This is a genomic window from Streptomyces sp. NPDC056222 (genome assembly GCF_042264065.1).
In the GTDB taxonomy this organism is placed as follows: domain Bacteria; phylum Actinomycetota; class Actinomycetes; order Streptomycetales; family Streptomycetaceae; genus Streptomyces.
In genome coordinates this window covers 22,888-49,770 of record NZ_JBHJTL010000004.1, presented here as the reverse complement: position 1 = coordinate 49,770, position 26,883 = coordinate 22,888, and the positions used below count along the sequence as shown (strand labels likewise).

General features: G+C 67.8%; 28 protein-coding genes and 3 pseudogenes. 21 read left to right on the top strand and 10 right to left on the bottom strand.

Annotated elements, in window-relative coordinates; all coding sequences use genetic code 11:
• Positions 1-643: 643 nt before the first annotated feature.
• Genes ACFC0D_RS03310 through ACFC0D_RS03300 form a run of 3 tightly spaced genes read left to right on the top strand, consistent with a single transcriptional unit; the run spans position 644 to position 3,949 of the window.
• Positions 644-1,114 (top strand): hypothetical protein, encoded by a 471-nt coding sequence (locus ACFC0D_RS03310; protein WP_376430761.1) that lies wholly within the window; start codon positions 644-646, stop codon positions 1,112-1,114.
• Positions 1,115-1,129: 15 nt separating this feature from the next.
• Entirely contained in the window at positions 1,130-3,367 is a 2,238-nt protein-coding gene (locus tag ACFC0D_RS03305) for a DUF6571 family protein (RefSeq protein ID WP_376430760.1), read from the top strand.
• A 3-nt stretch (positions 3,368-3,370) separates the two neighbouring features.
• On the top strand, positions 3,371-3,949 hold the full coding sequence (locus tag ACFC0D_RS03300) for a hypothetical protein (RefSeq protein WP_376430759.1): 579 nt from the start codon (positions 3,371-3,373) through the stop codon (positions 3,947-3,949).
• Between the two features lie 513 nt (positions 3,950-4,462).
• Here ACFC0D_RS03300 and ACFC0D_RS03295 read toward each other — a convergent pair.
• Both ACFC0D_RS03295 and ACFC0D_RS03290 read right to left on the bottom strand, forming a co-directional pair.
• A complete protein-coding gene (locus ACFC0D_RS03295; protein WP_376430758.1) occupies positions 4,463-5,011 on the bottom strand; it encodes a hypothetical protein in 549 nt (182 codons plus the stop codon).
• A 115-nt stretch (positions 5,012-5,126) separates the two neighbouring features.
• Positions 5,127-5,204 (bottom strand): annotated as a pseudogene (locus ACFC0D_RS03290) (potassium transporter TrkA); the annotation flags it as partial.
• Positions 5,205-5,501: 297 nt separating this feature from the next.
• On the opposite strand from ACFC0D_RS03290, the gene ACFC0D_RS03285 reads away from it, so the two are divergent.
• Positions 5,502-5,822, top strand: a complete 321-nt coding sequence (locus ACFC0D_RS03285; protein ID WP_376430757.1) for a hypothetical protein — start codon at positions 5,502-5,504, stop codon at positions 5,820-5,822.
• Between the two features lie 494 nt (positions 5,823-6,316).
• On the opposite strand, the gene ACFC0D_RS03280 is transcribed toward ACFC0D_RS03285, so the two are convergent.
• On the bottom strand, positions 6,317-6,901 hold the full coding sequence (locus ACFC0D_RS03280; protein WP_376430756.1) for a DinB family protein: 585 nt from the start codon (positions 6,899-6,901) through the stop codon (positions 6,317-6,319).
• A 5-nt stretch (positions 6,902-6,906) separates the two neighbouring features.
• On the opposite strand from ACFC0D_RS03280, the gene ACFC0D_RS03275 reads away from it, so the two are divergent.
• Complete coding sequence (locus tag ACFC0D_RS03275) at positions 6,907-7,035, top strand: hypothetical protein (RefSeq protein WP_376430755.1); 129 nt, start codon at positions 6,907-6,909, stop codon at positions 7,033-7,035.
• Between the two features lie 8 nt (positions 7,036-7,043).
• Here the strand turns inward: ACFC0D_RS03275 and ACFC0D_RS03270 are convergent, their stop codons facing one another.
• Complete coding sequence (locus ACFC0D_RS03270; protein WP_376430754.1) at positions 7,044-7,520, bottom strand: hypothetical protein; 477 nt, start codon at positions 7,518-7,520, stop codon at positions 7,044-7,046.
• A gap of 711 nt (positions 7,521-8,231) precedes the next feature.
• On the opposite strand from ACFC0D_RS03270, the gene ACFC0D_RS03265 reads away from it, so the two are divergent.
• The 3 genes from ACFC0D_RS03265 (at position 8,232) to ACFC0D_RS03255 (ending at position 11,657) form a co-directional block, all read left to right on the top strand.
• Positions 8,232-8,519 (top strand): hypothetical protein, encoded by a 288-nt coding sequence (locus ACFC0D_RS03265; RefSeq protein WP_376430753.1) that lies wholly within the window; start codon positions 8,232-8,234, stop codon positions 8,517-8,519.
• Between the two features lie 1,296 nt (positions 8,520-9,815).
• Positions 9,816-10,670, top strand: a complete 855-nt coding sequence (locus ACFC0D_RS03260; RefSeq protein WP_376430752.1) for a maleylpyruvate isomerase N-terminal domain-containing protein — start codon at positions 9,816-9,818, stop codon at positions 10,668-10,670.
• Positions 10,671-10,922: 252 nt separating this feature from the next.
• Positions 10,923-11,657 (top strand): translation initiation factor IF-2, encoded by a 735-nt coding sequence (locus ACFC0D_RS03255; protein ID WP_376430751.1) that lies wholly within the window; start codon positions 10,923-10,925, stop codon positions 11,655-11,657.
• Positions 11,658-11,939: 282 nt separating this feature from the next.
• Here ACFC0D_RS03255 and ACFC0D_RS03250 read toward each other — a convergent pair whose 3' ends face one another.
• Positions 11,940-12,509, bottom strand: a complete 570-nt coding sequence (locus tag ACFC0D_RS03250) for a MepB family protein (protein WP_376430873.1) — start codon at positions 12,507-12,509, stop codon at positions 11,940-11,942.
• 287 nt (positions 12,510-12,796) lie between these two features.
• On the bottom strand, positions 12,797-13,324 hold the full coding sequence (locus ACFC0D_RS03245) for a hypothetical protein (RefSeq protein ID WP_376430750.1): 528 nt from the start codon (positions 13,322-13,324) through the stop codon (positions 12,797-12,799).
• Positions 13,325-13,899: 575 nt separating this feature from the next.
• Between ACFC0D_RS03245 and ACFC0D_RS03240 the strand changes: the two genes are divergently transcribed.
• The 3 genes from ACFC0D_RS03240 to tpg all read left to right on the top strand — a co-directional run bounded on the left by ACFC0D_RS03240 (position 13,900) and on the right by tpg (position 17,639).
• Positions 13,900-14,442 carry a hypothetical protein gene (locus ACFC0D_RS03240; protein WP_376430749.1) on the top strand — a complete coding sequence of 181 codons (543 nt, stop codon included), beginning with the start codon at positions 13,900-13,902 and terminating at the stop codon, positions 14,440-14,442.
• A 506-nt stretch (positions 14,443-14,948) separates the two neighbouring features.
• Entirely contained in the window at positions 14,949-17,081 is a 2,133-nt protein-coding gene (tap, locus tag ACFC0D_RS03235; RefSeq protein WP_376430748.1) for a telomere-associated protein Tap, read from the top strand.
• A gap of 3 nt (positions 17,082-17,084) precedes the next feature.
• Positions 17,085-17,639, top strand: coding sequence for a telomere-protecting terminal protein Tpg (gene tpg, locus ACFC0D_RS03230; protein WP_376430747.1), 555 nt, complete (start codon positions 17,085-17,087; stop codon positions 17,637-17,639).
• A gap of 250 nt (positions 17,640-17,889) precedes the next feature.
• Here the strand turns inward: tpg and ACFC0D_RS03225 are convergent, their stop codons facing one another.
• Positions 17,890-18,471, bottom strand: coding sequence for a helix-turn-helix domain-containing protein (locus tag ACFC0D_RS03225; RefSeq protein WP_376430746.1), 582 nt, complete (start codon positions 18,469-18,471; stop codon positions 17,890-17,892).
• An 87-nt stretch (positions 18,472-18,558) separates the two neighbouring features.
• On the opposite strand from ACFC0D_RS03225, the gene ACFC0D_RS03220 reads away from it, so the two are divergent.
• From ACFC0D_RS03220 to ACFC0D_RS03210, 3 genes are all read left to right on the top strand, one after another.
• A complete protein-coding gene (locus tag ACFC0D_RS03220; RefSeq protein WP_376430745.1) occupies positions 18,559-19,185 on the top strand; it encodes a class I SAM-dependent methyltransferase in 627 nt (208 codons plus the stop codon).
• Positions 19,186-19,233: 48 nt separating this feature from the next.
• Positions 19,234-19,722, top strand: a complete 489-nt coding sequence (locus tag ACFC0D_RS03215; protein ID WP_376430744.1) for a DinB family protein — start codon at positions 19,234-19,236, stop codon at positions 19,720-19,722.
• Positions 19,723-20,036: 314 nt separating this feature from the next.
• The gene (locus tag ACFC0D_RS03210) at positions 20,037-20,486 is read left to right on the top strand and encodes an SRPBCC family protein (protein WP_376430743.1); all 450 of its coding nucleotides are present in this window, start codon (positions 20,037-20,039) and stop codon (positions 20,484-20,486) included.
• A gap of 247 nt (positions 20,487-20,733) precedes the next feature.
• Here ACFC0D_RS03210 and ACFC0D_RS03205 read toward each other — a convergent pair.
• Positions 20,734-21,076 (bottom strand): annotated as a pseudogene (locus tag ACFC0D_RS03205) (transposase); the annotation flags it as partial.
• Positions 21,077-21,247: 171 nt separating this feature from the next.
• Here ACFC0D_RS03205 and ACFC0D_RS03200 point away from each other — a divergent pair.
• Together ACFC0D_RS03200 and ACFC0D_RS03195 are read left to right on the top strand one after the other, a co-directional pair.
• Positions 21,248-21,685: pseudogene (locus tag ACFC0D_RS03200) on the top strand (nuclear transport factor 2 family protein); the annotation flags it as partial.
• A 168-nt stretch (positions 21,686-21,853) separates the two neighbouring features.
• Positions 21,854-22,741 (top strand): oxygenase MpaB family protein, encoded by an 888-nt coding sequence (locus tag ACFC0D_RS03195; protein WP_376430742.1) that lies wholly within the window; start codon positions 21,854-21,856, stop codon positions 22,739-22,741.
• A gap of 791 nt (positions 22,742-23,532) precedes the next feature.
• On the opposite strand, the gene ACFC0D_RS03190 is transcribed toward ACFC0D_RS03195, so the two are convergent.
• Positions 23,533-24,102 (bottom strand): HutD family protein, encoded by a 570-nt coding sequence (locus ACFC0D_RS03190; RefSeq protein WP_376430741.1) that lies wholly within the window; start codon positions 24,100-24,102, stop codon positions 23,533-23,535.
• Positions 24,103-24,352: 250 nt separating this feature from the next.
• Between ACFC0D_RS03190 and ACFC0D_RS03185 the strand changes: the two genes are divergently transcribed.
• The 4 genes from ACFC0D_RS03185 to ACFC0D_RS03170 all read left to right on the top strand — a co-directional run bounded on the left by ACFC0D_RS03185 (position 24,353) and on the right by ACFC0D_RS03170 (position 25,330).
• Complete coding sequence (locus ACFC0D_RS03185; RefSeq protein WP_376430740.1) at positions 24,353-24,559, top strand: hypothetical protein; 207 nt, start codon at positions 24,353-24,355, stop codon at positions 24,557-24,559.
• A 23-nt stretch (positions 24,560-24,582) separates the two neighbouring features.
• Entirely contained in the window at positions 24,583-24,816 is a 234-nt protein-coding gene (locus ACFC0D_RS03180; protein WP_376430739.1) for a hypothetical protein, read from the top strand.
• 140 nt (positions 24,817-24,956) lie between these two features.
• On the top strand, positions 24,957-25,097 hold the full coding sequence (locus ACFC0D_RS03175; protein ID WP_376430738.1) for a hypothetical protein: 141 nt from the start codon (positions 24,957-24,959) through the stop codon (positions 25,095-25,097).
• Positions 25,094-25,330, top strand: a complete 237-nt coding sequence (locus ACFC0D_RS03170) for a hypothetical protein (RefSeq protein ID WP_376430737.1) — start codon at positions 25,094-25,096, stop codon at positions 25,328-25,330. Before ACFC0D_RS03175 ends, ACFC0D_RS03170 begins: the two co-directional genes overlap by 4 nt.
• A gap of 238 nt (positions 25,331-25,568) precedes the next feature.
• Here ACFC0D_RS03170 and ACFC0D_RS03165 read toward each other — a convergent pair whose 3' ends face one another.
• Entirely contained in the window at positions 25,569-26,045 is a 477-nt protein-coding gene (locus ACFC0D_RS03165) for a hypothetical protein (RefSeq protein ID WP_376430736.1), read from the bottom strand.
• A gap of 295 nt (positions 26,046-26,340) precedes the next feature.
• Between ACFC0D_RS03165 and ACFC0D_RS03160 the strand changes: the two genes are divergently transcribed.
• Positions 26,341-26,643: a hypothetical protein gene (locus ACFC0D_RS03160; protein ID WP_376430735.1), complete on the top strand. Its 303-nt coding sequence runs from the start codon at positions 26,341-26,343 to the stop codon at positions 26,641-26,643.
• Positions 26,644-26,883: the final 240 nt, after the last annotated feature.

Below are 26,883 nucleotides of genomic sequence, written 5' to 3'. Positions count from 1 at the left end.
TCGGCTTCCAACGCGACCTCCATACCGGCCGGGCCGGCCGGCGAGGAAGGTCACCTCGGTCTCGTTGACCTGGTGCGCGCACGGCGGCGCCGGAACGAGCCCCAGCTCCTGGTAGAAGGGCAGCTGCGGGCCGATACCCAGGGTGTGCCCGATCAGGGTCGGCCGACTTGAAGCCGATGCCGATCCGGCCGAAGGCTTCGAGGATCGCCAGGACACGTACAGGAACGCGGCGCTCTCTGCTGCGGTCTCGGCGTCAACGATCGGATTCGGCTGGAGCGGCTCCTTCGCCGTCGCGGACCGGCCCCAGGCCGGGGTGCTCGTCGACTGCGCCACACTTCCCGGCGAAGGCGGACGCGCATCGATTTGCTGACGGCCTTCGCCGCCGCTTTCGGCGTTCGGCGCGGTTGCGCCGGAAGACACCTCGGAAACGATCCTCATCGATATCGATCATGGCGTCCATGGGTGCCAGCACCCATGTTCTGAACCGTCGAGTGAGTTTAGGCTGACGTTTTCGGAAGCAACGATGCGGTCTTGTGCGGCTGTTGAATTTCCGTGCCGCCCGACTGGCTGCCTCCCTGCGGAGTTTGATCGCACAGGTATGCCGTGCAGGCGGGTAGTTGTGGGATCGAACGACATAACGGGGATGTCAGACGTGTCTTTTGACGATGAGTGGGGCGCGGCGAAGGCTGCGACTATGCGGCTGAATCAGGCGCCGGCAACGGACTCCGGAGGTTCTGGGCCGAAGTCGGGATCCGGGGATTACGTCATTCACGATGACGAACTCGGCGACATCGGCCATACCGCGTATGGCCTTTTCAATGGACTCGGTCCCGGAGGCAAGCACGCGGGCGCCGCGAGCGAGAGTGCCGGGACGAGCCTGAAGGGGGACGGTTTCGATACCGGTTCGGCACTGACCGAGGTGAACCGGACATGGGAAACGCAGGTGAAGACCCTGCTTCAGGCCTGCGCGCACATCTCCAACCACCTGGACCACACCAAGGCGTCCCGCAAGAACGACGACGACTGGATCCAGGCTCAGTTGCGCCACTTCGCCCCGATACCGGGGAAGGACGGCGCCGTGTCCGCCTCGCAGATCAACAAGTACTTCCGGTAAGGAGCCGCATCAACCATGCCTACCTTCGAGCAGCTCCTCAACGCCAGGTTCGGCCCGCTCGACACGGCGGTCACCCAGTGGACCGAGATGATCACCAAGCTGACGGAACTCCAGACCGACGCCAAGGCCATGAAGACCAAGGCCGACAAGTCCACCTGGAAGGGCGAGAACGCCAGCGTCACCAAGGAGTTCGTCACCAAGACGGCCAAGGAGTTCAGCGACGCCGTCACCGAGGCCGAGTCCGTACGCGACCTCCTCAAGGATGCGAACACTCTCCTCAAGACCGCCCAGAGCGACCTCAAGGCCGCCTACGAGAACCCGCCCCCGGGCATCACCATCCACCCCAACGGGGTGCTCAGCCACAGCGTCCACCCCGACCGCAGGTCCAAGGGCAGCACCGAGAGCGTCGCCACCGAGGCACAGTTCAATGCCCTGCGCGAAAAGCTGGAGGGCATCCTCCAGCGTGCAGCCGAAGCGGACGAGCTGTGCGCCTGGGGCCTGCGTGCCCTGATCAAGAACCACCCCAACGACTTCGGCTCCACCGACCTCGGCGGCGTCGCCGACGCCAAGAAGATGCGCGCGGAGGAGAAGCAGCAGGCTGAGAACGGCCGCGAGGCGGCCAAGCTTTACGCCCGCTGGGAGCACCTCGACGACAAGGAGCGGGACCGGCTGCTTCAGCTGGCCGAGGGCGGCAAGAACTCTCCGGCCTTCGCCGAGCAGCTGATGACGAACCTCAGTTATCGGGGCCGCGATCAGCAGGAGGCCGTACTGCTCCTCGCCGGCAGCCTGGAGGCGGGCGGCCGCGACGGCCAGCTCTCCGGTACCGACGCCCGCCTCTACAAGGCCCTGTCCGGCTCGCTCGCCACCGCCACCGGCCCGGACTCGACGATCGGCTCTCCCGGCGGTGTCACCTCGGCCTGGACCGACAAGCTCATCACCACGGCCCGCGACGGCAACGGGCTCTCCAACCGCCACCCCGGACACATCGGGGGCGGCGCCGCGAGCCTGAAGGATCTGACCGACCTGATGGCCGCCGACGCCGGCGACGACACCACGTACGACCCGAACAAGGAGGGCTCCTCGCCCTGGAAGAAGGACGAGGGCGACCCGGTCTACAGCGAGGCGTTCCTGGCGGAGGTCGGCAACACGATCCGTGAGTGGGAGACGAACAACGACGACGCCTACGACGGACACATGAAGCACTGGCAGGGCACACAGGAGGACCCCATGAAGGGCCTGCTGAACGCCATGAGCCGCAACCCCTCCGCCGCCACCCACTACTTCGACCCGAACACCACCGACAACCTCAAGTACTTCCTGGACGACCGGAAGTGGCCCGGCGGCGACGTCGAGAGCAAGATGCCGGTCGAGACCCAGTACACCTCGGCCCGCGCCGAGCTCGGCCTCGCGCTCGAGTCCGCTGCCACCGGCCGCGTGCCCGGTTCACCGATGCACCCGGTGCCCGCTCACCACGACGGCGCCGAGACCGCGATCTTCGAAGGGGTGATGGGTGAGTACTCGGAGGCGCTCAAGAAGGACCAGAGTGCCGTTCCGGTCTCCATGCGGCTGCCCATGGCCGACATGATCGCCGACTACGGCTCCGACGTGCACCAGATCCTCGGCAAGAAGATGGACGGGCCGACCGACTTCAACCAGCTCGAGATGGACCGGGGCGACCTCACCCGACTCATCCGCGGGACGGCAGAGGACCCCAACGCCTTCAAGATCATCCACGGCTCGCAGACCGTGGTCACCGGTGAGGGGCTCGAGCGCTTCCAGGCGGAGTCCTTCCGCAAGGAGGACCCGGAGCTGCGGGCCTGGGTCAAGCAGTCCGCGTCGGTGCTCGGTCACCTCGACGGCGTGCGCGGCGACGTCATCTACGACCTGGGCCAGGCGGAGAAGGACGCCAACAACTGGAAGAAGATGGTCAACTACCATGTCGTCGGCGGGCTGCTGACCCCCATCCCGATCGTCGGCGACGGGGTCCAACGCTCGGTGGACTGGGGCCTGAGCGCGTCCCTGAACGACGACAACGCCAGGGTCGACGCCGAGACCCGCAACAACATGATCAAGCATTACGACGAGGGCCAGCAGCAGATGTACGGAATGTTGCGCGGCATGGCGACGCATCGCGGGCTCTCGGACGAGGAGCTGGACGCGAGCCCCGGCGAGTACGAGGACCACCTCCAGGCGATCGCTGAGCAGTGGTACCAGAACGGCATGGGCGACGCCGACAAGTCGATGGGACAGTAACCGATGGACAAGAAGTGGCTGCCTCTGACCGTCGTGCTCGGCGTCGCCGGTGTGGCCGTTGTGACGGCGAGCTTCTGGCCCGAGGGCGAGGAGAAGCCGCCGCTGCCGCAGACCCTGTGTCATGGCGCGCTCAGCCGGCAGACGGCGGAGCTGATCGACGACGGCAAGGGGGGCGAGGTCAGCGCGGAGGAGTGGGAGAGCAAGGGCAAGAGCACCGATTACGCGGTGTTCAAGGCGTGCAGCATCCTGCGCGCCAACCCCGACAACGACTACCCCCGAGGGATGTTCAGGCTGATCATCGAGGACACCCGGAGCGCCACCGGCCGTAAGAAGGACTCCGTCCCGCTCGGCCCCGGATTCACCGGTTGGGCGCTCCCAGACCAGGCCAAGGCCATGCTGCCCGCCGGCTGCGCCGCCCGCATGGGCTCGACCGCCCCGTACGTCACGGTGACGCTCATCGCGTCCTCGAAAAAGGGGGAAGAGGAAGAGAAGGACCTCGCCGACCGGGACACCGCGATCCGTAACAATGCGGCCGTGGTACGGGAAGCCGCCACCAACCTCGCGCGTACAGCAGGATGCTGATGAACGGGAAGTATGTGGTCCTGCCCGCCGTGCTCGCTCGTGGCATCGCCCGTGCCCGCCCCTGAGGTCGGGCACCGGCGAGTTGGTCGTTGCTCAGTGTTGCGGAGCTGCCAGTATCGAAGCCGACTACGGGCAACGCCAGCGCCTGCTGCCGCACCGATGTCCCCATGGGAGCCTCTCGCCGCCATCGGACTGCCGAGCGTCCGCGACGAGGCCGCAGACCGGTTCCGCGAAGTCGGCAGCGGCCTGTCATTTGTCGCCCCTTGCCGCCCGCGCCATGGCCGTTCTCGCCGGTGAACCAGGCCGCCCGCAGGCCGTTGCCGGCCGGCTCGGCACTGCACTCGTGAGTAGAGCGGAGGGCGGGCTTCTCGGACATCGCCCCGGGAAGCGCGGCCGAAGAGCAGGACGCAGTCCGCGAGCAGCGTGATCGGGCGAGTGCGGCTGGCATGCCCTGGAAGCGGTTTTCGCGGAGGCTGTCTGGCTCGGCCGGCCTGGTGTGCTGGGGAGTCCGGCTCATGACCGCCTTGTCGAGGCGTCCAGCTCCGCGACCATGAGCGTGAAGGCACCGCCGCCTGCGGCGATGAGGCCGTAGATGGCGAACATGGTCCGCTGCTCTTGTTCTTGCAGGCGGTCGTACTCGCTCTTGGTGACTGCTATCCGCCTGCGGTGAGGGTCGGTGGTGTCGACCGCGGTGTACCGCCCATAAGACGCCTCGCCGCCTGAAAGGTGATCGACGGATGTGGATGTGGCGCCGGAGAGCAGTGCTGCCCCGGCCAGGCCCACACCGACCAGGAAGACGTGCACCAGGCGCGGCAGGTTGCGCAGGGCCTGCCACTGGAGACTCTTGTTGCTCACCGCGCCGCCGGAGCGGAAGTCGAGATTGATGCTTCGGAAGATCGTCGCAGCGTGCAGCGGGAGGAGGAGCGCGAGGCAGATGCCGAACAAGAGTCCCGTCTTCATGTTCAGCGATACGCCTGGCACCGACGTGAGCCCTGACATGAGCAAAGCTCCGACGCCAAGAGCGAGTTGCAGGCCCGCGTGGATCTTGAAGCTGGTCTTCACGCCCCACCTCCTGTGACTCTGGTCGAGGACTTGTCCGGTCGATCATGCTGCCGGTCGATCAGCGCGGCCTGACGGGCGGCGGGACGTCGTCGCGACGGGCGGTCACCGACAGTCAACGGTGCTCGCGAGTGGCGAGGTCGTAGTGGACCCCGATGCCCGGCAACGGAGTACGACTCAGGCGAGGAGCGGGCATGACGGACCCCCAGGTCGACGAAGGGCGGATGTGTCACCGTGCGCCCTCGGCAACCCTATCGCCGCGCGAATTGCGCGTTACTTGCACAAATGCGGCCAAATCGAGTACACGTCCTTGCCCAGGCCAGGGATGCTCGATGTCACGCGGTTCAGGTGAACATGCAGTGATGGTGCACCATGGCGAGGGCCCCAAAGGCGGGGACCGGGAGCGGAGGAGGCTCGCATGCTGGAATGGAAACCGATCAGCGGCGGACCCCGCCCTGTTCCCGGCCCAGCTGCCACGCCTTCAGTCTGGGCCGTGACCTCGGCCGGAGCCCTGACCCTGGTCACCGCCTTCAACTTCCTCGACCACCACGGCGACCCCACCCTGGACCTCATCGCACTGTCGGTGATCGCCGCGCTCGTGAGCACAGGAGCCCGCCTCACCGCCGCACCAGGCACCGCCCTGCTCTGCTGGGTCATCCTCAACGGCTTCGCCATTCCGCCCATGGGCCGGCTCACCTGGACGGCCCCGCACGATGCCGGACGCCTCGCCTGCCTGTTCGCCGCAGCCGTCATCGGGACGGCCATCGCCCGGCTCGTCCACGCCCGCGCCGCCTATCGGAGACTCACCCGGTGACCGCAGCGGCGCCCCCACCGCCCTGAAGGGCTTGACGCCGAACGCGTCCCGTCCTGCCATGGCAGGTTGTCTTCTCGGTCGGGCAAAAGGCCCCGGCCGGCACACCGTCGCCAGGGAGACGCCGAACAGCGGGTGCGAACTTCCTCACGGTGATGGTTGGAGTGGGAGTGGACGGCCACCAGCAGCACCCACTCGGCCGGCGCCAGGCACCAGGACCGGCCTCCGCCCGGTCCATTGCCGTCCCGCTCTCGGACCACGTTCACCAGCTTCCGCGCCTTCCTCGGCCTGGCCGCCGCGCGCGTACACCACTGCCGTGAGCACGGCCCGCTCGCTCGTCACACGGAGCGGTCCCACCACCTTGCGGACGAGCAGCGACCGACAGACAGCAACGGGGCGGCCGGCTCCCAGAGTTCATCAGGGACCAGAGGCTTCGATTGATCAGCACCCGCGACTGGCAGCATGCCGCACGAACATCAGGTGACGTGAGGCAACCGCTAAGCCTTGGTTGGTGTGGCCGTTCTGGCGGCCTGTTCGATCTTCGCGCGGTGGGCTGTACGGGCTTCCTCGTCGATCTGCTTCTCGTGTTCGGCGCGCATCCCGGTGCGGCCGTCGAGGCTCTCGCGGAGGATGTCGGCGTGCCCGGCGTGCCGGTTGGACTCGCCGAGGACATGGACCATGATGGCGAACAGGTTCGTGTGGGGATGAGGCTCCGGCCACCACGGCACGTGGCCGGGGGCGTCGAGGGGAAGCTCGTTGATCGTCGCGTCCGAGTGTTCCCAGGTGCGCCGGTAGAAGTCGATGATCTGATCGCGGGTCTCGTCCTCGGTCGCCCACAGGTCGCTGCCGTTGGAGTCCTGCCACCGGGGCAGCGGTTCCGGGGAAGGGCGGTCGAAGACCTCGCCGAAGTACCTCGCCTCGACGGTGGCCACGTGTTTGACCAGGCCGAGGAGGTTGGTTCCGGTCGCTGTCAGAGGCCGACGGGTGTCGTATTCGGACAAGCCGTCGAGTTTCCAGAGCAGCGCCTTGCGGTCCCGCCGCAGTCTCCCGTGCAGTTTGTTTTTCGCGAATTCGTCGATCATGCGGCATGAGCCTGCCATGGGCTGCTGGTGGTCTCAAGATCCCGTACATGGTCCGCAACGACCGGCAGAGCCGAGGCCTGCCCATGGCCGCCGCCCTGACCTGCTACAAGAAGCTCGCGAGACTTGCCACGTGAGACAACCTCTAACTCCGAGGGAGGGACGTATCCGGACGTACCTCGGTCACCTGCAGCTCGGAGAAGAGCAGGTGCAACCGGTAGATGCTGGTTCTGAGGAAGACGTCGTGGAATTTGATCCCCAGAGCCTCCGACCAACGGCGAGCCAATTTCGACGGCGGAGGAACCTCCGCGCAGGGAAAGCGAAGCCACGCCACGCTCCCGGCGGATTCCTCAGGAGCCGCATCGGAGTCCTGGCCCTCCTGGCTGATCCAGGAGTCGTGCAAAGATTGCTTCCACGTCTCGGGCGAGACTGTGGGAAAACACAAGGCTCCGATGCAGTATCGGAAGACGTACCGCCGGTGCGGTGGCTCTTTCTCTGCGCTCAGATCCGCCGGGTCACGGACGACGATCTCGTAGTCGCGCATGTTGTTGGTGTATCCGTGGCACACGACGGCGTGACTGGATATGGCGTTCAGCGTCTGCTCGAGTTCTGCGGCGTCCATGCGCACGTTCTACCTCACACACACGACCTCCCACGACGGAGAAACCGGGCGAGCAGAGGTGGAGGTCTGCTTCAGGTGCCTGCGGCGGCTCACTTCGCGTTCAGCTACTCGGATCCGGAGTGGGGTACGCAGCCACCGTGAAGAGCCGCGACCAGCACTCTCGAAACGGGCCCTGGCCCGAAGTGATTGCTCCTGCTCGACAACCGTGCGGCCGTTGTGCCTCGTGCGTTGCGGCGGGTGGCCGCGGAGAACGAGGGCGATGCACCGGCCTCATCCCGACCAAGGTCAGGAGGTCTGGCCCGAGTGGACCGGTTCGCAGTATCCAGCGCGGCTGCCGCGTGATCCGAGACGGCCGGCCTTCCGACCGACGCCGCCCTTCTCCCTGCCTGCTGGCCTGGGAAACGCGGGGAGGGTGCTCCTCGGCACCCCCAGCGTCCACCCCGGTTGGTGCAGACGAGGCTGCTCCGGCCCCCTCTCCCTGCGCGCGTGCGCCGGCAGGTGCAGGCTCGACTGCATCCGCTGACTGACCCCGGCGGATTCGGGTGACCCGGCTCCAACGCGACAGCCTTGAGGCCGTGCTCGTCGCGTCCGTCTCGTGGGCTAGCCCGAGCAGGGAACTCCGACCTTTCGGGCGTCGAGTCGATCCCAGACGCGCAGAGTGTGACAGTAGGACTCCCGTATCAGTGTGGAGGGGTGACGATCAGTCACCCTATGGACGACGAGCGCATCCTTGCCGAGATGGAGAGCGGCCTCTCACGCGACGCCCCCGTCCTCGTAGCCAGGACAGAGACGTTGAACGAGCAGTTCCCTCAGCCGGACCGGCCTGAGAACGCTCGCCATTCACGGCCTGACCCCCGCCTCGTGACAGCGATCGCCCTGGCCATGGTTGCAGCACGGGCGCTGATCATCGCAGCCGCTCTGAACTCCCCGCCTGCTCCGCTCGACGGAGAGGGAGCAAAGCCCGCAGCGCTATCCGCCGTCTTCGCCACCGACCCTTGATCGAATCCAGTGCACGCCCATCTCTCGGCGGCGCTTCGATCCCGATGGGCCCGCCAGGCAGCCACGAAACAAAGTCGCTGCGAGTGGCGACAGGCCCCAGGGTGCGATGCAGGTGCCTCTGCCCACGGCTCCGCTGAGCCACGGCGCCCTAGGCATGCCATCGGGGGCTCTCAGGTGCTCGTAGGTTTCGGGATCGGTGTCCGGCCTACACCTGGTGTGGAGGAGGGGAACCGCCAAGGTTCCTGGGTTGGAGGGTTCCAAGAGGAGGACGGAGGGGGCGCGAAGGGGCCTGCGCGGTTCTCCAGGAGTACGAGCATCATTACGGCGAAGGCAACGCTGATGATGATCAGAGCGAGGCCAACGGGGTTCTGGGGGTTGTAGACGTACCGGCTCGTTCCCCACTTGCTCTTCTTGAACACGGGCTCGTCGTCATGCACCGAATGTGGGTCCTCTCTTGAGTCGGACGGGAGGGCCGGCGTCCATGCGTGCGCAGGCGACCTATGTGTGGTCGGCGGGCACAGTTCGACCTCCGAAGCCCCTTGCCTCCCGCGGACTGCGAATGCGCTTGTCGCAGTCGGAACCAGGCCGACGGAAGCAAGGGCTCGGCCGAGCCGCCGTCCACGATCCGCCAGATCGAGGCGCCTACGCGGGAATTCCGTGATCCGTGCGCCGAGGCTCGGTCGCGCTTCGTTTAGACTGATTGCTCGTCAAAAGACCTTCCCAGAACCTGTGTTGAGTCTCCCATCGCACATCCTTGCGTGCTCCACGCTATCAAGCAGTCTCTCCATGGCGGCAATCGGAGACCTGCAGTCGGGAACCCCATGGGTATCCCGCGTGCCCCAACAAGGCGAAACGGCGGTGGTCACAAGTCAGCGGCCCGCGGCGGACCGAGACTGGCCGTGCAGGGGAGACCGAGACCACTTCATGGCAGGCTCCCAGCGCCATCTGCAGCAGATCTGTGCCCCATCAATGGCATTGCTCGATCCCGGCTCAGGGCCCGGCAGCACCCTGATGATCGACGGGCAATGCAAGCGGTTCGATCCTCAGGGAACGACCTCGGCAAAGGGCACCAGGCGGAGGCAATTGCGTTGCGGAGGCGTCGAACTGCATCCGCGTGAGGTTCGAGCTGCCGCACGTCTTCCCCGTCCGAGGACTCTGGGAGGCGTTCTTCGCGGGGACCCCGGACCATGGTCGGGCCCGATCGAGGGTTGAGCGGCGGGAGGCGGCTCAGAACACTATCGCCACCGGGCTACCCGGCGGTAATCTGCGAGCCCGTCCGCACTATGGGGGAGTGGCATGGGCGCCGACCGGAGTTTCGATCCCGTAGCCGAGCACAACAAGACCCGAGCCGCCCTGGGGGCCGCGATCCCACGACTGGTTCGGCTGCTACGCGACCTCTCCGACCGAGACGCGCCCTCCGGCGTCCCCGTGTGGACTGTGGGCGACGTCGGTGCGCACCTGGCAGCGGTGTACCTCGGGTTCTGCTCCACAGTCACCCCCGACGAGCCCGTGGACTGGGACAGCATCCTGCCACCGGGCGACGGGCCGTTCATCGAACGGATCACGGCCATGAACGCGACGTCCATCAGCTTCTTCGGCAGTGACGACCGCGCCCGTCTGGGCGACTTCGTCGCCGAACGAGGCGAGACGTTCCTGCGGGTCACAGAGGGCCTCGCGCCGGACACCGCCGTCGCCGTGCCCTGGTACGGGAAGGAGATCACTCTGGCGACGGTGACCGGTCTGATGCTCAGCGAGACCCTCGTGCACGGACTCGACATCGCGCGCGGCGCCCGACTTCCGTGGGGGATCGGCCCGGACGAGGCGAGCCTGGTGGTCGGTCAGTCGATGCCGACGATGATGACGCTGGCTCTGGACAAGGAGAAGGCGCGGGGTGTCAGCATCGCATTCGACCTCGTGGTCAAGGGCGGTCCGCGGTTGGCGATCGTCGTCGACGACGGGGCGGTGACGGTGACCCGTGACGCACCGCCGCGCGCCTACGACTGCAGGATCACGGCGAAGCCGACCGCATTCCTGCTGGTCTCCTTCCGGCGGACGCCGATCTGGAAGGCCATCGCGCGCGGCCAGATGCGGGCCGGCGGCCGCAAGCCGTGGCTCGCCATGCAACTTGGTGAACTCATTGGCACCCCCTGACCCGAGGAACTCATCCGCCTTGCCGAACGCCGGCAACGCCGAGAGACCGCCGGCGGCGACGCCGCCAAGATGATGCTCTGCGGCCTCTTCGCCCCCGGATGAGATCGAGATCGAGGCGTGCGCCCCGCCGCCCGAACCTCACGGAGGGGGCCCACCGCCGTCTGACCGCCGCACCGGCTGAGTACGATCACCTACGCCGGTCTGAGTACGCGAGCGGGTGCCCGCCGCGCCCGGCGCCGGAAGGGTGGACCCATGCGCCGACTGCTGCTGCTCGCCCCGTTGTTGTTGTTCACCGCCGGCTGCGGGGTGATGCAGAACTCCGAGGACGAGGCGACAGACGCCGCGCGGGAGGTGGCCAGGAAAGCAGGCGAACGGCTCTACAGCCAGCGTCCGCGCACGGCGGAGGAGGTCGGGCGCTCTGCTTCCGGCATCGACGGGGTGGACGTATTGCAGGTGACGGGTACCTCGACACACGACGGGGACGGCATCGACGTGGTCGTCCGTACGTCCGGCGCGGCGTACAACCGATTGTTCGACCCTCAGGAGGTCGCCGTGCAGCGCTGTTTCGCGGTGCGGGTGTCGCCCAAGTCGGAGTGGGGTGAGGATCCCCGTGACGTGGACTGCCCGGATGGCCCGCGGCTGACCTTCGCCCCGCCACCCCAACCGCCCCAGTTGCCGTCCGAGGAGCTCCGCATGAAGCTCCCCAGGGTGCCGGAGGGCGGCCGGGTGGACGAGGCCGAGGTGCGCCGTACTGTCGCCGCCCTGGACCTGGATCCGGCGATCCGTACCGAGGTGAAGGCGGAGGACGGCCGGGTCGGTGTTCTCCTGTCGGTAAAGGGCAACGGCTTCGACGCGCAGGACTGCCTTCTTGCCCGCGTGGGCCCCGGCGCCACAGAGGTCTGGGTGCCACCCCGGATCCAGCGGATGCCCGGAGAGGGCGGCTGCTCGGTCGGCAACGCCCTGCACCCGCAGCCGCCACCGCACTGAACGGGGTGCCTGCCTCCGGCGAAACCCGCGCTCCCTCCCGCCGCCTCCGCGATGTCGCTCATCGCCTCTACCGCCCCACAGAAGCGGACTGCCCCACGGCTGGCGGGATCCGGGCCTGCGAGATATGCCCACCCGACTCCGAACTTGGGATCCTCGGTTGACGGACCGTGCCGAGCCCGCCGCTACTCCGTTGTGATATTCGGGCGAGGTTCGCGACGAGCTCCCCGGCGGCCTGCCAGCGGGGCGTAAGCACGCCAGGACAGGTTTTCCCGGCGCCTCCTGCTAGCCGCCGGGGCGATACAGGGCACAGGCCCGGGCGATGTCGACGGGCTCGTGTTCGGGCACATGAAGAAAGTGGTTCAACTGCCAGGCCTGCGTGGTGCGGGCTTGGCGGCTGGTGGTCGTTACCCACGGCGGGTAGACACGGAATGCCCGCTTCCCGCCGGATCCGTTCCTTGACACGATGTCCCGTTCACAGAGCACCTCGCGCGGGAACACGAACTGCCCGAAGCGTGGGCCCTCGCGCGTGCTGATGACGAAAAGATCAACGGGATCTTCGGCGTCGAAGGGCTGGATCGGCCCGCTTGCGGACCTCTTCCACACAGTGACGAACTGACCGGCTTTCGTCGGAGTCGTCTTGGCGACGCGAAACCTGACCGAGAAGCCGTCCAGCGTGAACGCGCATGCCCCGTACTCGGCGCTCTCGGCCTCGGGCGCCGGGCGCGAGCACGTGAACCCGCTGGGGTCATACACCAGCTCCTTGGCCACCAGCAGATCACCGGGGATCCCCGCTGCACTCGGCCAGGACCCAGGATCGGGGGCACCCAGCCCCGAAGCAGCATCACGTTCCATCGACATTCCTGCATCCTGCCACCACGTTCGTCGAACGCACGGTCGACTCGACTTGCCCGGACGTCCTTGCCGCATAGACCCAGGCGACGACCCCGGTGTGCACAGGCCATCGTGGGCGATCCAGCCCGTGATCTTCCGAAGGTGCAGGAGTGCAGGCCGGATCTACAGTGCCGGCTCCCACGTTGCGGTCAACACTGTGGAACAGGTCCGTGGCATCGCCACCATCGGGCACGACAAGCGCGGATGCCACCGCTGCCGCGGCATCGTCCGGATCCGTTCCGGACCGGCTAGCCCACCCATCGCCGCAACAGCTCTTCCCGCTGCGCTCCCCGGGGAGAGCCTCCCTCCCACGCGCGCCCCCACTCCGACATCGCAGCCAGCGTCGTGGCCATCGTCGCGGCGCCCTCCGTGAGGCGAGACAGGAGAGCTTGGGAGAGCTCGACCTCAGTGGGGGAGTAGCCGACGGCGGCGGCCACATAGGCCGACAGTTCGTTGTCGCCGTCGCGAGATTCCACGCGCACCGTCATCATCGCCGGGCCCCCGCCCATCGGGCCCGGGCCGCCGGGCATAGCCAGGTTCACCACCGTGTCCAGAGCTATTTCCGTGACTGCGCCGATCTGGCGCTTCAGCGATTTCACGGGGACGCACGTCATCGTCAGGGCGTGCACGTCCTCCCACAAATAGACGTTGGACTGGCTTTCCCCGAGAGCCACCACGGCTTCGGGGGTCAGGCGTACCCCGGGAGCCAGACCGGTCGGCTTCGCGCCCACGTACACGTCGCCTTCGGCTATCCAGAACAGGCCCACCATGGCCATCGGTTGCTCACTTCCCCCGAAGACGGCGCCGCCGCCGTCCGTGTCACATGCCAACGATCGCATCGTCCTCCGCAACGCGTGAAAGAGCCGGGGAGTTCCCCTTCCGACTCCATCCCAACGGCTTGCCAAGAGGGATGTCTGCACGACCGTGGTGGGGTCGAGGGGGCAGGAGGAGCCTCGGGTCGTACGGGACGCTCGGGGGCGCAGAGGATTTCGACGCACGACGCCCCCGTTCCAGGACAGGCACCGACACGTGTGCCGTGGTGCCGCCAATTGCTACTTCTGCGGCGCCGACGACACGTTCACGAGGGCTGGCTCACTGCCCTGCGGCGTTCAACGACGCGGACAGCGCCCGGTAGCCGCACCGTCAGAGGAGCGCCGCACGCCGCAAACTCACTTCTACAGCAAGGGTATTGCGGGCGCACTGACGACGGGACCGGGAGGAAGCTGAACATCAGCCGGAGGCCGCGCTGATGACAGCGCCGGTACGGTCCGCCGCTCTGGGCGAGTCGACCCCCGGCGTACACTCGGGCGCACCGTCAAGGGATGGCGAACCTGAGGGGAAGACACGGTCCGTGCATGACTACGACGACCCGGCCTGGGGGCCTCTTCCAGTCCGCCCAGCCGCGGTGCGCTGGCTGTTGCTTCTTCCCTTGACCTTGGTGTTCATACCGCTGTGGTGGGTGGTGTGGATCTTCTTCGCCATCTGCACCTATGGCGTAGCTATGGTGGCCGAGCTGATCGTCTACATGATGCCGCGTGCCGAGAACGGCGCGATACGGGTGCTGGACGCCACCCTGGGCCGGGTGCCGTTCGTCCCCCTCTGGTGCGTGACCCCGGTGGCGTTGGTGCGGGAGGGCGACACGGCGTACCACCAGGCGCGCGTTGATCGGCGCATCGAGAAGCAGACCCAGCGAGTGGAAACCTCTCAGTACCGTCGCGAATACCACCGCGATATGGAACTCGGAGCACACTACTTCCGGGGCGCCGGCGCCGGATACGTCCTGCGCGTCGCGTCAGCTCGGGGCTGGACCCTCCATCCGGTGCTGCGGTCGCACCCACGGCGGCGGCTCCGGCTGCGCCATAACGGTCGGCCGCGGGTGGATTTCAGGAACTGACGGGCCCGGCCGGTTCTCGTCAGCGGCTGCCGCCCGCCCACGGCTCTACCAAGCCGATCGCGATCTCGCGTAGGTCCGGCCGTCTGTGCCTTGTTTGCCAGAGATCGCCGGGCTGGCGAAGCGAACGCCGCCAGGCCCGACAGCGGAGACCACGCCCCGGCGAAACCATCGAGTGAGACCCGTCGGCTGGTGGTCCCGAGATGGCCCGCTCCCCGCCAATGCACAGCCCTCTGGGACCGATTGCGGTCCGCAGCCGTGCGCTGTCGAGGATCGCCGTGTAGGTGGCTTCGGCGAGTCTTCCAGCTGAGGCGTCTTCCGTCGCGTGTGCGAGCAGTGCCGACGCAGTCCGCAGTGAGCGCCGGTAGGCCCTCCCCGGGCAGATATTGCTGCTTCTCGAAGACCTGCTGTGTTCCGCTGACGTCATATCAACGGAGTTCCGAGTGGGTTAAATGTTCGAGTTAAACTCAAGGGTAAAGTCTGCTACTGTCCAGACTGGAGGTAGTGGCATGGCATCAGAAGAAGAGCTGTTCGCGTCGGTCGACGCGCTGCTGGATGAGGAGCCGCAGCTCCCGGCCCCTGCGGACCGCGCCCGACTGCGTGAGGCTGCCGGCATCACCCAGGCCCGCCTCGCGGTCGCGTTGAAGACGTCGACGCAGAGCATCAAGAACTGGGAGAACGGCCGCTCCGAGCCGAAGTCGCCTCGCCTGGAGGCCTACCAGCGGCTCTTGAACGGCTGGGCGGCGAAGTACCCCGCGCACGGCGCCCCCAACGCCGCGCCCACCCCGGCCACAGGGCCGCAGCCGACCCCAGTCCCGGATACCTTCACGAGCCCGGCCGCCACACCCGAGACGCCCGAGGCGGAGCCTGCCGCGCCGGTGGAGGCATCTGCCCCACCGGCCGCGCCGGAGCGCCCAGCCGCGCGTCCGGCGTCGTTGCGCCGCCCGTCCGCGACGAAGGCGGCGAAGCCAGCCCTGGACCCGCGCTTCTCGCACGGACCGCTCGCCGTGCTCGATGGCGACGGCTCCGCGTACGGCATCGACGGCATCGTGCTGAACTGCCCGGCGAGCACCGTCCCGGAGCTGGTGGAGTGGACGCTGCGTGAATCCGGTCTCGGTGCGCCGAAGCTGCACCGCTACGGAAAGGACAGCGACCCGCTGATCGTGCTCACCGCCGCGGCCGCAGTGAAGCTGGGGCTGCCTGAGCGTCTGGAGGGCCACGAGCAGCGCCGCTCCCTCCGTCTGCCCGACGACCACCCGGTGGTCAAGCAGGTGGCGAAGGCGAAGTGGCAGCTCACGCAGCGCGGGTTCGGTCCGTGGGCGCGGATCTACCGCAAGGCGCAGGGGCGTGAGCGGCAGTGCGTGCAGCTCGCGATTCTGTCCTGGGATGCCCTCGACGAGCGGTCCTGGCCGGGCGTCGCGGACATGGAGCCGGCCGATGTCGCCCGCGTCCTGGGCGTCTACGCGACCCGAGTCATCACCCCGCGCGGCTCAACGGCCGTCTCGGGCCTGGAGCTGATGACGGCGCTGCGCCCGCCCACCAAGGCCGTACAGGACGCGGAGACCGGGAACTGGGTGCCCGGCCACAACCCCGGCTCGCTGGGCACGGAGCCGATGGACCCGGCGCCGCCGGAGGCCACCCAGGAACACCCCGTGGTCGTGAACTCCGGCTGGAGCGGCGGCTTCCTCAACGAGGAGGCGTACCAATGGGTGCGCCCGGTGGACCTGCTCAGTGATCAGGAGTGCCTGCTGCCGTTCGCGGTCGGCCTGGACCTCAACACCGCGTTCCTCGCCGCCGCGGCCCGCCTGGTCGTCGGTCTGTCCGGACCGGACCACTTCAACGCCCCCAGGTTCAACCCGAAGATCCCCGGCTCCTGGCTGGTCGACCTGTCCGACATCGAGCTGGACCCGCGTCTGCCGTCGCCGTTCACCCCGGACGGCACCCGCCCGACGGGTCCGGCCTGGTACCAGACGCACACCGTGGCCTACGCCCAGGAGCTCGGCTTCGACGTCCACCCGATCGAGGCGTACCTGCGGCGGGAGACCGGGGCGTACCTGGACCCGTGGCACGACCGCCTCAAGACGGCGTACGTCGACACCCTCGCCGACCTCGGCGTCACCCGGGACCTGGACGACCGGCAGTTCCTCGCCGCGATGGAGCGGCACAAGCAGGCCGACCCCGCCCTGGTCGCCGTCCTGGCAGCCATCAAGGCCACGGTCAAGGGCGGCGTGGGCAAGCTCCGCGAGCGCCCGCAGGGCCGCCACTACAAAGAGGGCGAACGGTGGCCGGCGCTGGAACGGCCGACCTGGCGCCCCGACATCCGCGCCGCCATCATCTCCAAGGCCCGCGTCAACATGCACCGCAAGCTGCGCAACATGACGACGATGACAGGCCTGTACCCGCTCGCCGTGCTGTCCGACTGCGTCGTCTACCCCTCGCCGGGCGAAAGCCCGCTCGACTTCCTCCCCTATGCGGCGTCGGGCAAGCCTCAGCCGGGCGGCTTCCGCCTCGGGCCCACTCCCGGGCTGGCGAAGCTGGAGGGCGTCCAGTCGATGCTGTGGGCGGTCGACCTGATGGAGCAAGGCCTCAACCCCGCCCGCCACATCAAGGGTGGCGACGCCGTCCTCGACGAAGGGGAGTGACGCGTGGGAGAGATCGAGGACGCGCTGGAGCGTGCCGACCAGGAGGCGTTCACCCGGGAGCCGCCCAAGACCACCCAGGGCCGCGTCAACTTCCTGCTCAAGTACCTCAGCGCGAAGGAGATCGGGGAAGAGGTCGGCGTCACCGCCGACTCGGTCAACCGCTACCGGCGCGGCACGCGGAAGAACCCGCCCAAGGACGTCGCTGCGAAGATCGACGCCGCCGTACGGTCTCGCTGGCAGCCCCAGGTCCGCAAGCGCCGCCGGAAGCAAGCTGCAGTCAGTACCGGCATCACCGTGGAGACGCGGGCCCAGTTCGGCTACACCGCTCCGGTCGGCACCACCGACGACGGTCGTTTTCGCCGCCTGACAGTCCACCTCCCTCCGGCATACGCGCAACGCCTGTTCGAAGCCCGCGACCAAGGCGCCAGCGACCAGCAGATGCGCGGAATCATCGCCGAAGGGTTCAAGGAGGTGTATTTCCAGGACGACGGAAGCCGCGCCATGGGACTCTCGGACGTGGCCATCAACAACATCGACTACCTCGACTTGGACTTCTAGAAACCAGGAACATCCCAGGTCGAAAACCGGTTCATGAGCCGAACGTGCCCAGCTGTCACGTAGGCAGGGTTGTTGGCCACGGGGGAGGTCGGAGGCCTGTGTTCGATCGCTGAAGCCAACTGCTCGGCGTGACATCCCCGGGCGTCGCCTACAGCGACCGCCACCTCGTCGTCTTCCTTGAACAAGCCGGCGTCACCGACGCGCATGCAGAACTTCGCGCTGAGTTCGCCACCGGCCCGGCCTGCGGCGATCAATGAGGGGTGGTGCGTACGTGCGCACGCACCCCTTGCTGGCCGAACAGGACGAGAAGCTCGACCACGCCGCCGTCAGCACTGCCCAGCCAGTGGGGCAGGGACGTGTCGAACTCGGCTGCCTCACCGGGCGACAGCGTCAGGTCGCGCTCGCCGATCACGAGCCGCAGGCGTCCGCTGAGCACGTAGAGCCATTCGAAGCCTTCGTGGGTCTGCGGGGTCGGCTCAAGTGGTGTCGGCTCGGCAGGGATGATCATCTTGAACGCGTGCACCCCGCCTGGTCGTCGGGACAGGGGCACGAACGTCATCCCGAACCGCCTGATCGGCTTGAGGTGTATCCGGGGGTCGCCACTGCGCGGGGCGCCGACGAGGTCGTCCAACGGAACGTCATAGGTACGGGCCAGCGGCAGCAGCAACTCCAGGCTCGGCCGGCGCTGCCCGTTCTCCAGCCGGGACAGAGTGCTCTCCGACACTCCGGTCGTCGCCGAGAGGTCGGCAAGAGTGATGCCGCGAGCACGACGCAGCGCACGAAGTCGGGGACCCACCGCGTCAAGTACGTCGTCGTCCGTCCTGCGATCCATCGAACCATCTTGCCGTAACCGCAAGATTCCGTGCCAGACCGTGGCGTGCCTGGCAAGACTGAGTGCCTACCGACACAAGGAGCCTCGATGAGCAGCACCGATGCGGTCGCCTTCTGGGACGACGTCTACGCGGCCCGATCGGCAGCCGGCGGACGGCAGCCGAATGCACGCCTCGCCGAGACAGTGACGGACCTGCCGCCCGGTGACGCGTTGGACCTCGGATGCGGCGACGGCGGCGACGCGTTGTGGCTCGCCCGCCTGGGGTGGAACGTCACCGCTGTCGACATCTCGGCAGTGGCGCTCGAACAGCTCGCCGCCCTCGCCCGCTCACATGGCCTCGGTGACCGCGTCACGATCCGGCGGGCTGACTTGCACGAGTCCTTCCCGCCCGGCGGATTCGACCTGATCTGCGCCCACTACCTGCACACCCCCTTTGGCCTGGACCGGGCAGCCGTCCTGCGTTCGGCCGCGCTCGCACTGCGCCCGGGCGGGCGACTGCTGGTCGTCGACCACGGCTCGGCCGCGCCGTGGTCGTGGAACCAGGATCCCGACCTTCACTACCCGAGCCCACGGGAAGTCGCCGCGGGAATCGACCTGGCCCCGCAGACATGGACGGTCGAGCGAGCCGACGCACCTCGCCGGATCGCGACCGGACCAGACGGGCGCACCGCCGAGGTCACCGACCACGTTCTCCTCATCCGCCGCGCCGCCTGACACGGCGGCCGCCTACCGTCCGCCCCGACAGAGGAACGGAGCCCACGGATGCGCAGCACCACGCGCCGCGACACCCCGCCGCCACGGACCGGAAGCAACGAGACCGAGGTCCTGCGCGGATTCCTCGACTACCTACGGACCTCGATCGCCGCGAAGGTCGACGGCGCCCCCGAACCACAGGTGCGAACAGCCGCAGTGCCGTCAGGCACGAACCTGCTCGGCCTGCTCAACCACCTGACCTTCGTCGAGCGCTCGATGTTCCTCGGGGTCGACGTCACCGACTGGCAGGCGACGTTCCAAGCCGCGCAGGCGGACAGCGCGGCCGATGTCGTCGCCCGCTACCGAGATGCGGTCAGGCGCGCGAACGACGTTCTCGACACGTGCACCGATCTCGGAGCGCCGGTCCCCCGACCGCGGCCGGACCGCCCCGCTCCCAGCATCCGCTGGGCACTCACTCACCTGATCGAAGAGACCGGCCGGCACGCGGGCCACGCGGACATCCTCCGCGAACTCATCGACGACACCACCGGCCGTTGATCTGCCTTCTCCAGGACAGGAACACGTGGCCTCAGCACCACGGCCATTGCCGCGCCGCTTCTTCCGATCCGCGCACACGGTGGCAACCGTCAGGTTCGTCACCACCGAGCCCATGTGTTCCCTCGGCGGATGACCACGCCACCAAGGCGGCGAGAGGCAGCTTGGGGCGGGCCCCTCCATCGAACATCACCACCCAGTTCGCGGACTGGCTCTCACCCCAGCAAATCAACGCGTGCTTGGCCAACCGCCACCGTGCCGACCGCGTCTTGCTGGGCGAGGACGCCGCCCGCATCGACTCACAGGAGCCCCCTACGATGCACGAATACGACGTCACAGTGACGACCAGCGCCTCGCCGGAAATCGTCTGGAAGCTGCTGGTCGACGCTGCAAGCTGGCCGCTGTGGTCCAAGGTGGACAGTCTGGACACAACACGTTCGGTCGGCCTCGACCCCGGCGGCGACGACGGCGTCGGTGCCGTCCGGGCCTTTCGCACGGGACGCGTGGTGACCGGGGAGCGGCTGACCGAGAAGGTCGAGCGAAGCCTCTTGGCCTACGAAGACGCGTTCAATTCGTCGATGCACAACTATCACGCGCGCATCGAGCTGAAGCCGACAGCGCGCTCGGGCACGGTCATCCACTGGTACGGAGAGTACGAGACGAGCTGGCTGATGGGCTGGGTCATGCCCCGCTACCTCCAGAAGTTCATGCACGGCATGGCGGGAGGGCTGGCCCGCTACGCCGAGGAGCGCACGCCGGCTCAGTGATGCCCAAAGGGCGTTTTGTTCTGGCTGGGGTGTTGATGACTGGCGCGATGTCAGCCGCTTGGGAGGGCCGCGCTGACGCGTGAGGATCCGCATGTGGAGTGCGATGTGTGTGGCCAGGTGATGTGGCGGTGGCCGGCGCCGCCGACGGCGGGGAAGAGGTGATCTGGTCCTGCTCGTGGTGTCATGCCGTCACTCATGTGGGCGGCGAGTGTCATCGATGACCGCAGGCCACAGGGGATGAGGGGGTCAGGACGGCCGGGTGCTGGACCCGTGGACCGACAACTCCTTCCAGGTGCGGGTGGACCTGGGTCAGCAACCCGCGGAGCCGGTTCCCGACCCGGGTGTCTTCGCCCCAGGTCGTCATCGGAGCCGACGATCATCTGAAGCTCGGCGACCGTCTCATCGCTGAGTTCGATGGACCGCAGGGTGTGCGGCATTGCGCGGGCGGCGTCCGCGATGATGAACGCGTCGCGGGCGTCGGTCATGGCCTCGCCGGGGTAGAGGCCGGCGATCCGCCGCATCGTCAGCCCGGGCAGACAGGTGACCTGGCAGCCCGCGTCATGGGCCACAGCCGGCGTCGTCGGAAGTGCGTCTCCTGGCCGCTGAGAGCGGCGGACACCGGTGTCCGGGCGAGGCTCAGCGTTGAACACGGGCAGGGAGGGCCGCGCCCTGGCCGTTCGGCGTGCTGGTACTGACAACGGCGCCAGGTCAATGTCTGATTGCCGCCAGCGTGGTCCGTCTCGATTGACCACGCTTGCGGCATGACGAATCCCTCTGCGACAGACTCGGTAACCGTCCTCACTGGCATGTATGCGGCCGAGGTGGAGTATCTGGCGGCCGGAGGCCCGGGCGAGGCTCCGTTCGACCTGCTTGCTCCTTTCTTCGCTCCTGATGTCGTGCTGTATCAAGCCGATGCTCTGCCCTACGGCGGAACCTGGCGTGGGCACGAGGGCATGGAAAGGTTCTTCCTCGCGATGAGCCAGGTGTGGGAATCGTTCGAGATGGCGGAGCAGGAGTTCCTCGCCACCGGCGAGACTGCGGTGGTGCTCACCGAGGTTCGCGCTCGTGTTCGTGCCACTGGTCGAGAGCTCACATTCCCGATCTTGCAGACGATCAGGGTCATTGACGGGCGGATATCTGAAGTCCGCCCCTTCTACTGGGACACCGAGGCAATCGTCGGCGCCTGCTCGGGGCCGACACAGGCCGGCCGTGCGGCCGGCGGTTCCGTTGGATGGTGCCGGGGACACCAGCCGCCTCGGCGGGCGGGCCGACTTCGTGAGGTAGCGGATCGTTCGCGGTCGCTGACTTCCTGTAGCGGTGCCGGCCGTGCCCGCTGATTTACGTCGTGGCGGGCGCATACTGACCGCATGGGATGGCTGCCTCCCACTGTGGACGACCTGAGGGAACGGCTCGGCAGCGAGCTCTTCCGGCGCGTCGCCGGCCCTTCGGGCGAGAGGACGCGTGCCCGCATCCATGAGACGCCGGGACCCCGGTGGTTCGGCCCCGACCGTCCGATCCGTACGGTCCACGGTGACGCGGCGATGTTTGCCGGGGGTCTGTCGGCGCTGCTGCTGCAGTCGCTGCACCCGCTTGCCATGGCGGCCGTGATGGCACATTCGGGGTTCCGGGGCGACCCGTGGGGCAGGTTGCAGCGGACAAGTACGTTTCTCGCGGTCACGACGTTCGGTACGGCCGATGACGCGCGGTGCGCGGTGGAGCGCGTTCGTGCGGTCCACGAGCGGGTGCGAGGGACGACGCCGGACGGCCGGGCGTACCACGCGGCCGATCCGTATCTGCTGGGCTGGGTACATGTGGCTGAGGTCGACAGCTTCCTGCGGGCGCACCGGTGCTACGGGGTGTCCCCGCTCGATCCCGCGGGCTACGACGGCTATGTGGCGGACATGGCCCGGATCGCGGAGGAACTGGGCGTGGAGCGACCGCCCCGGAGCGTGGCCGAGTTGGCTCGGCGGCTGGAGGCGTACCGCGGCGAGCTCGAGGGAACCCCTGAAGCTCGGAAGACTGCCCGGTTCTTGTTGTTGAGTCCCCCGATCCCCTGGCAGGCTCGGGCGCCGTATGCGCTGCTCGCGGCCAGTGCGGTGGAGCTGCTGCCGTCGTGGGCACTTGGGCAGCTGGGTCTTCCCTCGCTCACCCGGCCGGCAAGGGCGGCCGCGCGTCTGGGCGGGCGGATGGCGACCACGGGCATTCGCTGGGCGATGTCGCCTGGCCCGCCGGACGCGGTCACGTCAACGGTGTAGGTGCCTGGGCGCCCGGTTTCAGCATGACGGATGCAGCGGAGCACTGGAACTGTGGCAGTTGCCGTGGCTGAGCCCTCACGTCGAGACGCTCTGAGCGAAGAACGGCTCTACGACTGGCTCGTGTTCACCGTGTCGTCGCAGACGAAGGGCTAGACAGGAACCAGACCTGACCAGAGCCCGAGAGCAATGGGAAAGTCGCTGTCGCCCCGCCTCAACACCACGCTGAGATTCATCCAACAGTCCAGGGCCGGCAGGATCTTTTCGGCCGTCGGGCTAAACAGAACCCGGATCTCCCAGGCGAAGGGCATTCGATCGCGTCATGCTCCCGGTTGCCCTGACGAGGTTTGGCTGCCCGAGCGGGCTGATGCCGCCCGGAATTCCTGGCTGGATGTCAGTGGCGGTGGCGACACTTGGCCCATGACGCCTAACCGTGCCGCTTCGGCAGCGCCGCTGCTGGTTCCCCCGGGAGCCGCGCTTGTGCCGGGTACGGACGCGTTCGGCACGCACCGGAATCGTTGCTTCGATTCCACACCTACTCAGGTCGGCACGGTCGCTGCGGGAGTAGTACGCCTTGCCGGCCCTCACTCGGACCGGACGTCTGCGTGAGCAGGTCCGGCGTCAGAGCCCAGCCCCGCCCGGGCGGGACCAGCTTCGAGGTAGCTTCGTCCGCTTGGTACGTGTTCACGAGCCCCCTTGTCTCACGTGTGCTGTCTTCGCCTCGAACCCTGCCCTGTGTGGGCCTTAGGGGACCTGGTCCGATGCAGGGGGCGTCGTTGTTTGGGTGACCAGGGTCAGGCTGTCGGGGCAATGTCTGCCCATAGGGCGGTGGCGTCGGGCGAGAGTGGCGTGACAGCCTGGCCCGAGGCGTTGGTGTCCTCTGTCCACCACACGCCCTGGCCGGGTGCCAGGACACGCTCGTTCGTCCCGGCCTGCCATCGGCCGCGCAGCACATAGACCACTCCGGCGTGCCCGACGGGCGGTACGAGTGGGCCGGAGACCTGGTCCACCTGGGCGGTCCAGCGGTCGCGCCGCACCATGATGTTGAGCACCCGGCAGGCGCCGCCCGGCAGTTCGGCGGCCAGCGCGTGGTCGCCGGAGAAGGCGAACGGCTCGCCCGCGCGTGTAAGCAGCCGGTCGAACGCCCCCGGGCAGGCTAGCCGCACGCCGTCGCCGGCCAGAAGGGTGAGCGTCCGGTCGATGCCTGGGAACGCTGAGAACGGACCGTCCCGGTCGATGTCGGCGACGCTCGCGCGCCATCCGAACTCCTCGGTGCCCGCCGGCCACGAGGCGATCTCCCTGGTCGTGCCTCCGCCGTTGCGCCACCGGCCCGCCGTCAGCGTCTCGGTATCGAAGCGGTGCATGGGCGGGCTCCTGACGTGCATGCGGTACGGGTCCAGATCACACCTGCGCGACGACTTCGGCCCGCGGAGCTGTCGCCATCGGTGACGACCGCATAGAGGGCCGAGACATCGACCCTGGTGTGCTCGGTCGAGGGAGTGTACGCGCTCTGCGTCCCCGTCAGTGGGTGGTGGCGCGCCTCTGACTGCGCCCTGCCAGTCCTGGGCGAAGCGCGCTGATTATCGTGGCGCGCCCCGCGGCAACGACCTGGACGTGCGCTTCGACGAGACTCCTGCCCAACATGCCACCAAGCCGATCGCCCACGACCTGAACGAGACGGGACTACGTGAGTGGTACCGCCCGCGCGATCTGCTGTCTGACGGCATCGAGTGCGCCATTGGTGCCGACAGCGCCCAGTCCGGGACTGTCGACAGCATCATGCTTGGCCAGGCAATGGCTGGATATCGGCGGTACGGCTGAGTGCGGTCTCCGTTGGACACCGCGTGACTGAGAACGACACTCATCCGCGCGGCCTGGTCAAGATCGAGATCACTGCCGACGACCGGGAAGCAGCGAGGACGGCGGCGGAGCGGATCGTGGGGCTGTGGCTTGCGAGCTCCATCTCGACCAGGCCCGTTCCGGATCAGGAGTTCCGGGCGGTCATCCATGCCGACATCGACCGCAGCCCTGCCGAAGGCGACCGGCCCGACGCGTACCCGCTTCGCGGACAGGAGTGACAGCCCTCGAGGCAGGGGATTGCCGTTTCTCCCGGCTGATCGGCCGGTCCTGCACGGACGGAAGAGCCGCTCAGGGCCATTCCATTTTGTGCACGGGGTGAAGCCTGTGTCCCGGATCCGGCTGTGAGATCGTCGAGCTCATGACCGAGTCCTGGGTGATCGAGGACGGCAGCGCTGTGCTGTCGTCCAAGGCGGTGCGGGAGACGCTCCGGGCGAGGATCGGCGGAGGCGAGCTCGACATGTGGCTGACCAGTTCGTCGGCCGCAGGCTGGCCTTCGTGACCAACACCGAGCGGGCGATGGTGGTGTTGATGGAGGGTGAAGGAGATCCCGGCGAGCATGCCGTCGACCCCGGGGCCGAGGGATCGAGCGACGGCTTCCTGCTCTCCAACGGGCAGTACGACGAATATCTGGACGAGGACACCGTTCCGCTTGGAGAAGCGTTCAGGATCGTCGACCACATCGTCAGCAAGGGCTCCTGGCCTCCCGACGCGCGCTGGTTGGCCGATCGCTGAGCAGTCGAGCTGTCGCCGTGTCCAGATAGGCGTGGCGGCGAGGTGTAGCGCGGCCTGGCAGGCGATGGCGAGCTTGTCGCTTCGCCGGCCAGGACGCGCCTCTGCTTGATCCGGTCCGACATCGCATCGGCGATCGCGAACCGGACATTCACCCCGGTCGACTGACCAGCTGTCAAAGGGGCCACCCAGCCCTGCCATGCTGCGGCCGGACGGGGTATCGGGGGGCCTGCGGGGGAGGTCAGATGCCGCTGGGCCTGTTGATGATCCAGGTCTTCCGCTCGGTGTTGAAGCCTGAGTCCGTGGTCGGCTTGCGGTGCAGGTCGACCTGCACCTTGGGGTCGGTGCTGTCGACGGTGACCGTCAGGGTCCTGTTCGTCCATTCCGCATTGCACTCCGACGCCGTCTTCTGCTGGGTGTTGCCGTACAGGTTCCACCAGTTGGCGAGGCTTACTCGGCCGCAGTAGCCGTCAGTCGACATGTCCTTGATATCCGCCTTGAGCGTGACCCACTGCGCCCCCGTGGTCAGGTCCTTGTACCACGTGACGGTGCCATTGCGGAGGCTCGCCCTGACGGCGCCTTGGGCCGAGAAGCTGCCAGGGCCGAACGGCACGACCTTGTAGACCGTGTCCGGGGCAGCCGAGGCGGTGGACGGCACTGCCACCATCGTGGCCAGGACGGCTCCGGCAGCCGCAGCACCAGACCAGACTCTTCTCATGTGTATTCCCTCCCCATGCTCGCCGTGCGCGTCCTGCGGGCCGACTGCCCACTGTGCAGCGAGAGTTGACGCATCCTCACGACCCTGGGCCTCGGTTGTCAATGCCGGCGCACGGGCGTGCCGCCGGCCAGCAACCGGACAGGCTCTGCGTAATGGCTCGCGGCCACCGCACGCTCTTCAGAGTCCACACAACCCGCGATGATCACGAGGTGTCCGTTCTCGCGCCAGGCCAGGGCCTGGGCAGCGCCGAACTCCTTGCTTCGGTCTGACGGCCCCTGATCGACAAAATAGACACATGGACAGCGAACCTCTGCGGATTCCGCTTGACCGGCTTCGGCACGCCTTCGAGCTGGCACTGCAACACATCGAAGCGTCAGCCGGCAGCACGGTGGCGCTCGAACACGAATACTTCTGGTCCGTTCCGGGCGACGAACTCTACGACAACCCCAACGCACCGAGAACGATCACAATCGGGCAGCTCTCCGAGTCGTGGCAGCACCTTGAGGACCTCCTTGCCGATCCGAATCGGGCCGTCGGCCACCACCTGGTCTGGCTCGCCGATGTCCTCCGCGCGATCGGGCAGGGCACCGCCGAATAGCCACCACACGCGCGACGTGACATGGGACTGGTCCGACGGGTTGGCCGTCCGTCAGGACCTCGCCCACCGGGAGATGCAGGCGCAGAGGACGGTAGTTCGACCGGCAGACCCGGCCCTTGCCATAGCCCATGCCAGGGGCCGTCTCGGTGACATGCAGCGGTGGCCGAGAGATTCAGCACCCCCATGTGCATGTGGTTGCTGTGCTTCCGGTGCCGCTGTCCCAGGCAACCTCTGCCTACC

What these genes read in the sequence shown, in the direction of transcription:
- ACFC0D_RS03310 (WP_376430761.1), top strand. Translation starts at nt 644, where the DNA reads ATGTCAGACGTGTCTTTTGACGATGAGTGGGGCGCGGCGAAGGCTGCG.
- ACFC0D_RS03305 (WP_376430760.1), top strand. Translation starts at nt 1,130, where the DNA reads ATGCCTACCTTCGAGCAGCTCCTCAACGCCAGGTTCGGCCCGCTCGAC.
- ACFC0D_RS03300 (WP_376430759.1), top strand. Translation starts at nt 3,371, where the DNA reads ATGGACAAGAAGTGGCTGCCTCTGACCGTCGTGCTCGGCGTCGCCGGT.
- ACFC0D_RS03280 (WP_376430756.1), bottom strand. Translation starts at nt 6,901, where the DNA reads ATGATCGACGAATTCGCGAAAAACAAACTGCACGGGAGACTGCGGCGG.
- ACFC0D_RS03275 (WP_376430755.1), top strand. Translation starts at nt 6,907, where the DNA reads ATGAGCCTGCCATGGGCTGCTGGTGGTCTCAAGATCCCGTACATGGTC.
- ACFC0D_RS03270 (WP_376430754.1), bottom strand. Translation starts at nt 7,520, where the DNA reads ATGGACGCCGCAGAACTCGAGCAGACGCTGAACGCCATATCCAGTCAC.
- ACFC0D_RS03265 (WP_376430753.1), top strand. Translation starts at nt 8,232, where the DNA reads ATGGACGACGAGCGCATCCTTGCCGAGATGGAGAGCGGCCTCTCACGC.
- ACFC0D_RS03260 (WP_376430752.1), top strand. Translation starts at nt 9,816, where the DNA reads ATGGGCGCCGACCGGAGTTTCGATCCCGTAGCCGAGCACAACAAGACC.
- ACFC0D_RS03255 (WP_376430751.1), top strand. Translation starts at nt 10,923, where the DNA reads ATGCGCCGACTGCTGCTGCTCGCCCCGTTGTTGTTGTTCACCGCCGGC.
- ACFC0D_RS03250 (WP_376430873.1), bottom strand. Translation starts at nt 12,509, where the DNA reads ATGGAACGTGATGCTGCTTCGGGGCTGGGTGCCCCCGATCCTGGGTCC.
- ACFC0D_RS03245 (WP_376430750.1), bottom strand. Translation starts at nt 13,324, where the DNA reads ATGGCCATGGTGGGCCTGTTCTGGATAGCCGAAGGCGACGTGTACGTG.
- tap (WP_376430748.1), top strand. Translation starts at nt 14,949, where the DNA reads ATGGCATCAGAAGAAGAGCTGTTCGCGTCGGTCGACGCGCTGCTGGAT.
- ACFC0D_RS03225 (WP_376430746.1), bottom strand. Translation starts at nt 18,471, where the DNA reads ATGGATCGCAGGACGGACGACGACGTACTTGACGCGGTGGGTCCCCGA.
- ACFC0D_RS03220 (WP_376430745.1), top strand. Translation starts at nt 18,559, where the DNA reads ATGAGCAGCACCGATGCGGTCGCCTTCTGGGACGACGTCTACGCGGCC.
- ACFC0D_RS03215 (WP_376430744.1), top strand. Translation starts at nt 19,234, where the DNA reads ATGCGCAGCACCACGCGCCGCGACACCCCGCCGCCACGGACCGGAAGC.
- ACFC0D_RS03210 (WP_376430743.1), top strand. Translation starts at nt 20,037, where the DNA reads ATGCACGAATACGACGTCACAGTGACGACCAGCGCCTCGCCGGAAATC.
- ACFC0D_RS03195 (WP_376430742.1), top strand. Translation starts at nt 21,854, where the DNA reads ATGGGATGGCTGCCTCCCACTGTGGACGACCTGAGGGAACGGCTCGGC.
- ACFC0D_RS03190 (WP_376430741.1), bottom strand. Translation starts at nt 24,102, where the DNA reads ATGCACCGCTTCGATACCGAGACGCTGACGGCGGGCCGGTGGCGCAAC.
- ACFC0D_RS03175 (WP_376430738.1), top strand. Translation starts at nt 24,957, where the DNA reads ATGACCGAGTCCTGGGTGATCGAGGACGGCAGCGCTGTGCTGTCGTCC.
- ACFC0D_RS03165 (WP_376430736.1), bottom strand. Translation starts at nt 26,045, where the DNA reads ATGAGAAGAGTCTGGTCTGGTGCTGCGGCTGCCGGAGCCGTCCTGGCC.
- ACFC0D_RS03160 (WP_376430735.1), top strand. Translation starts at nt 26,341, where the DNA reads ATGGACAGCGAACCTCTGCGGATTCCGCTTGACCGGCTTCGGCACGCC.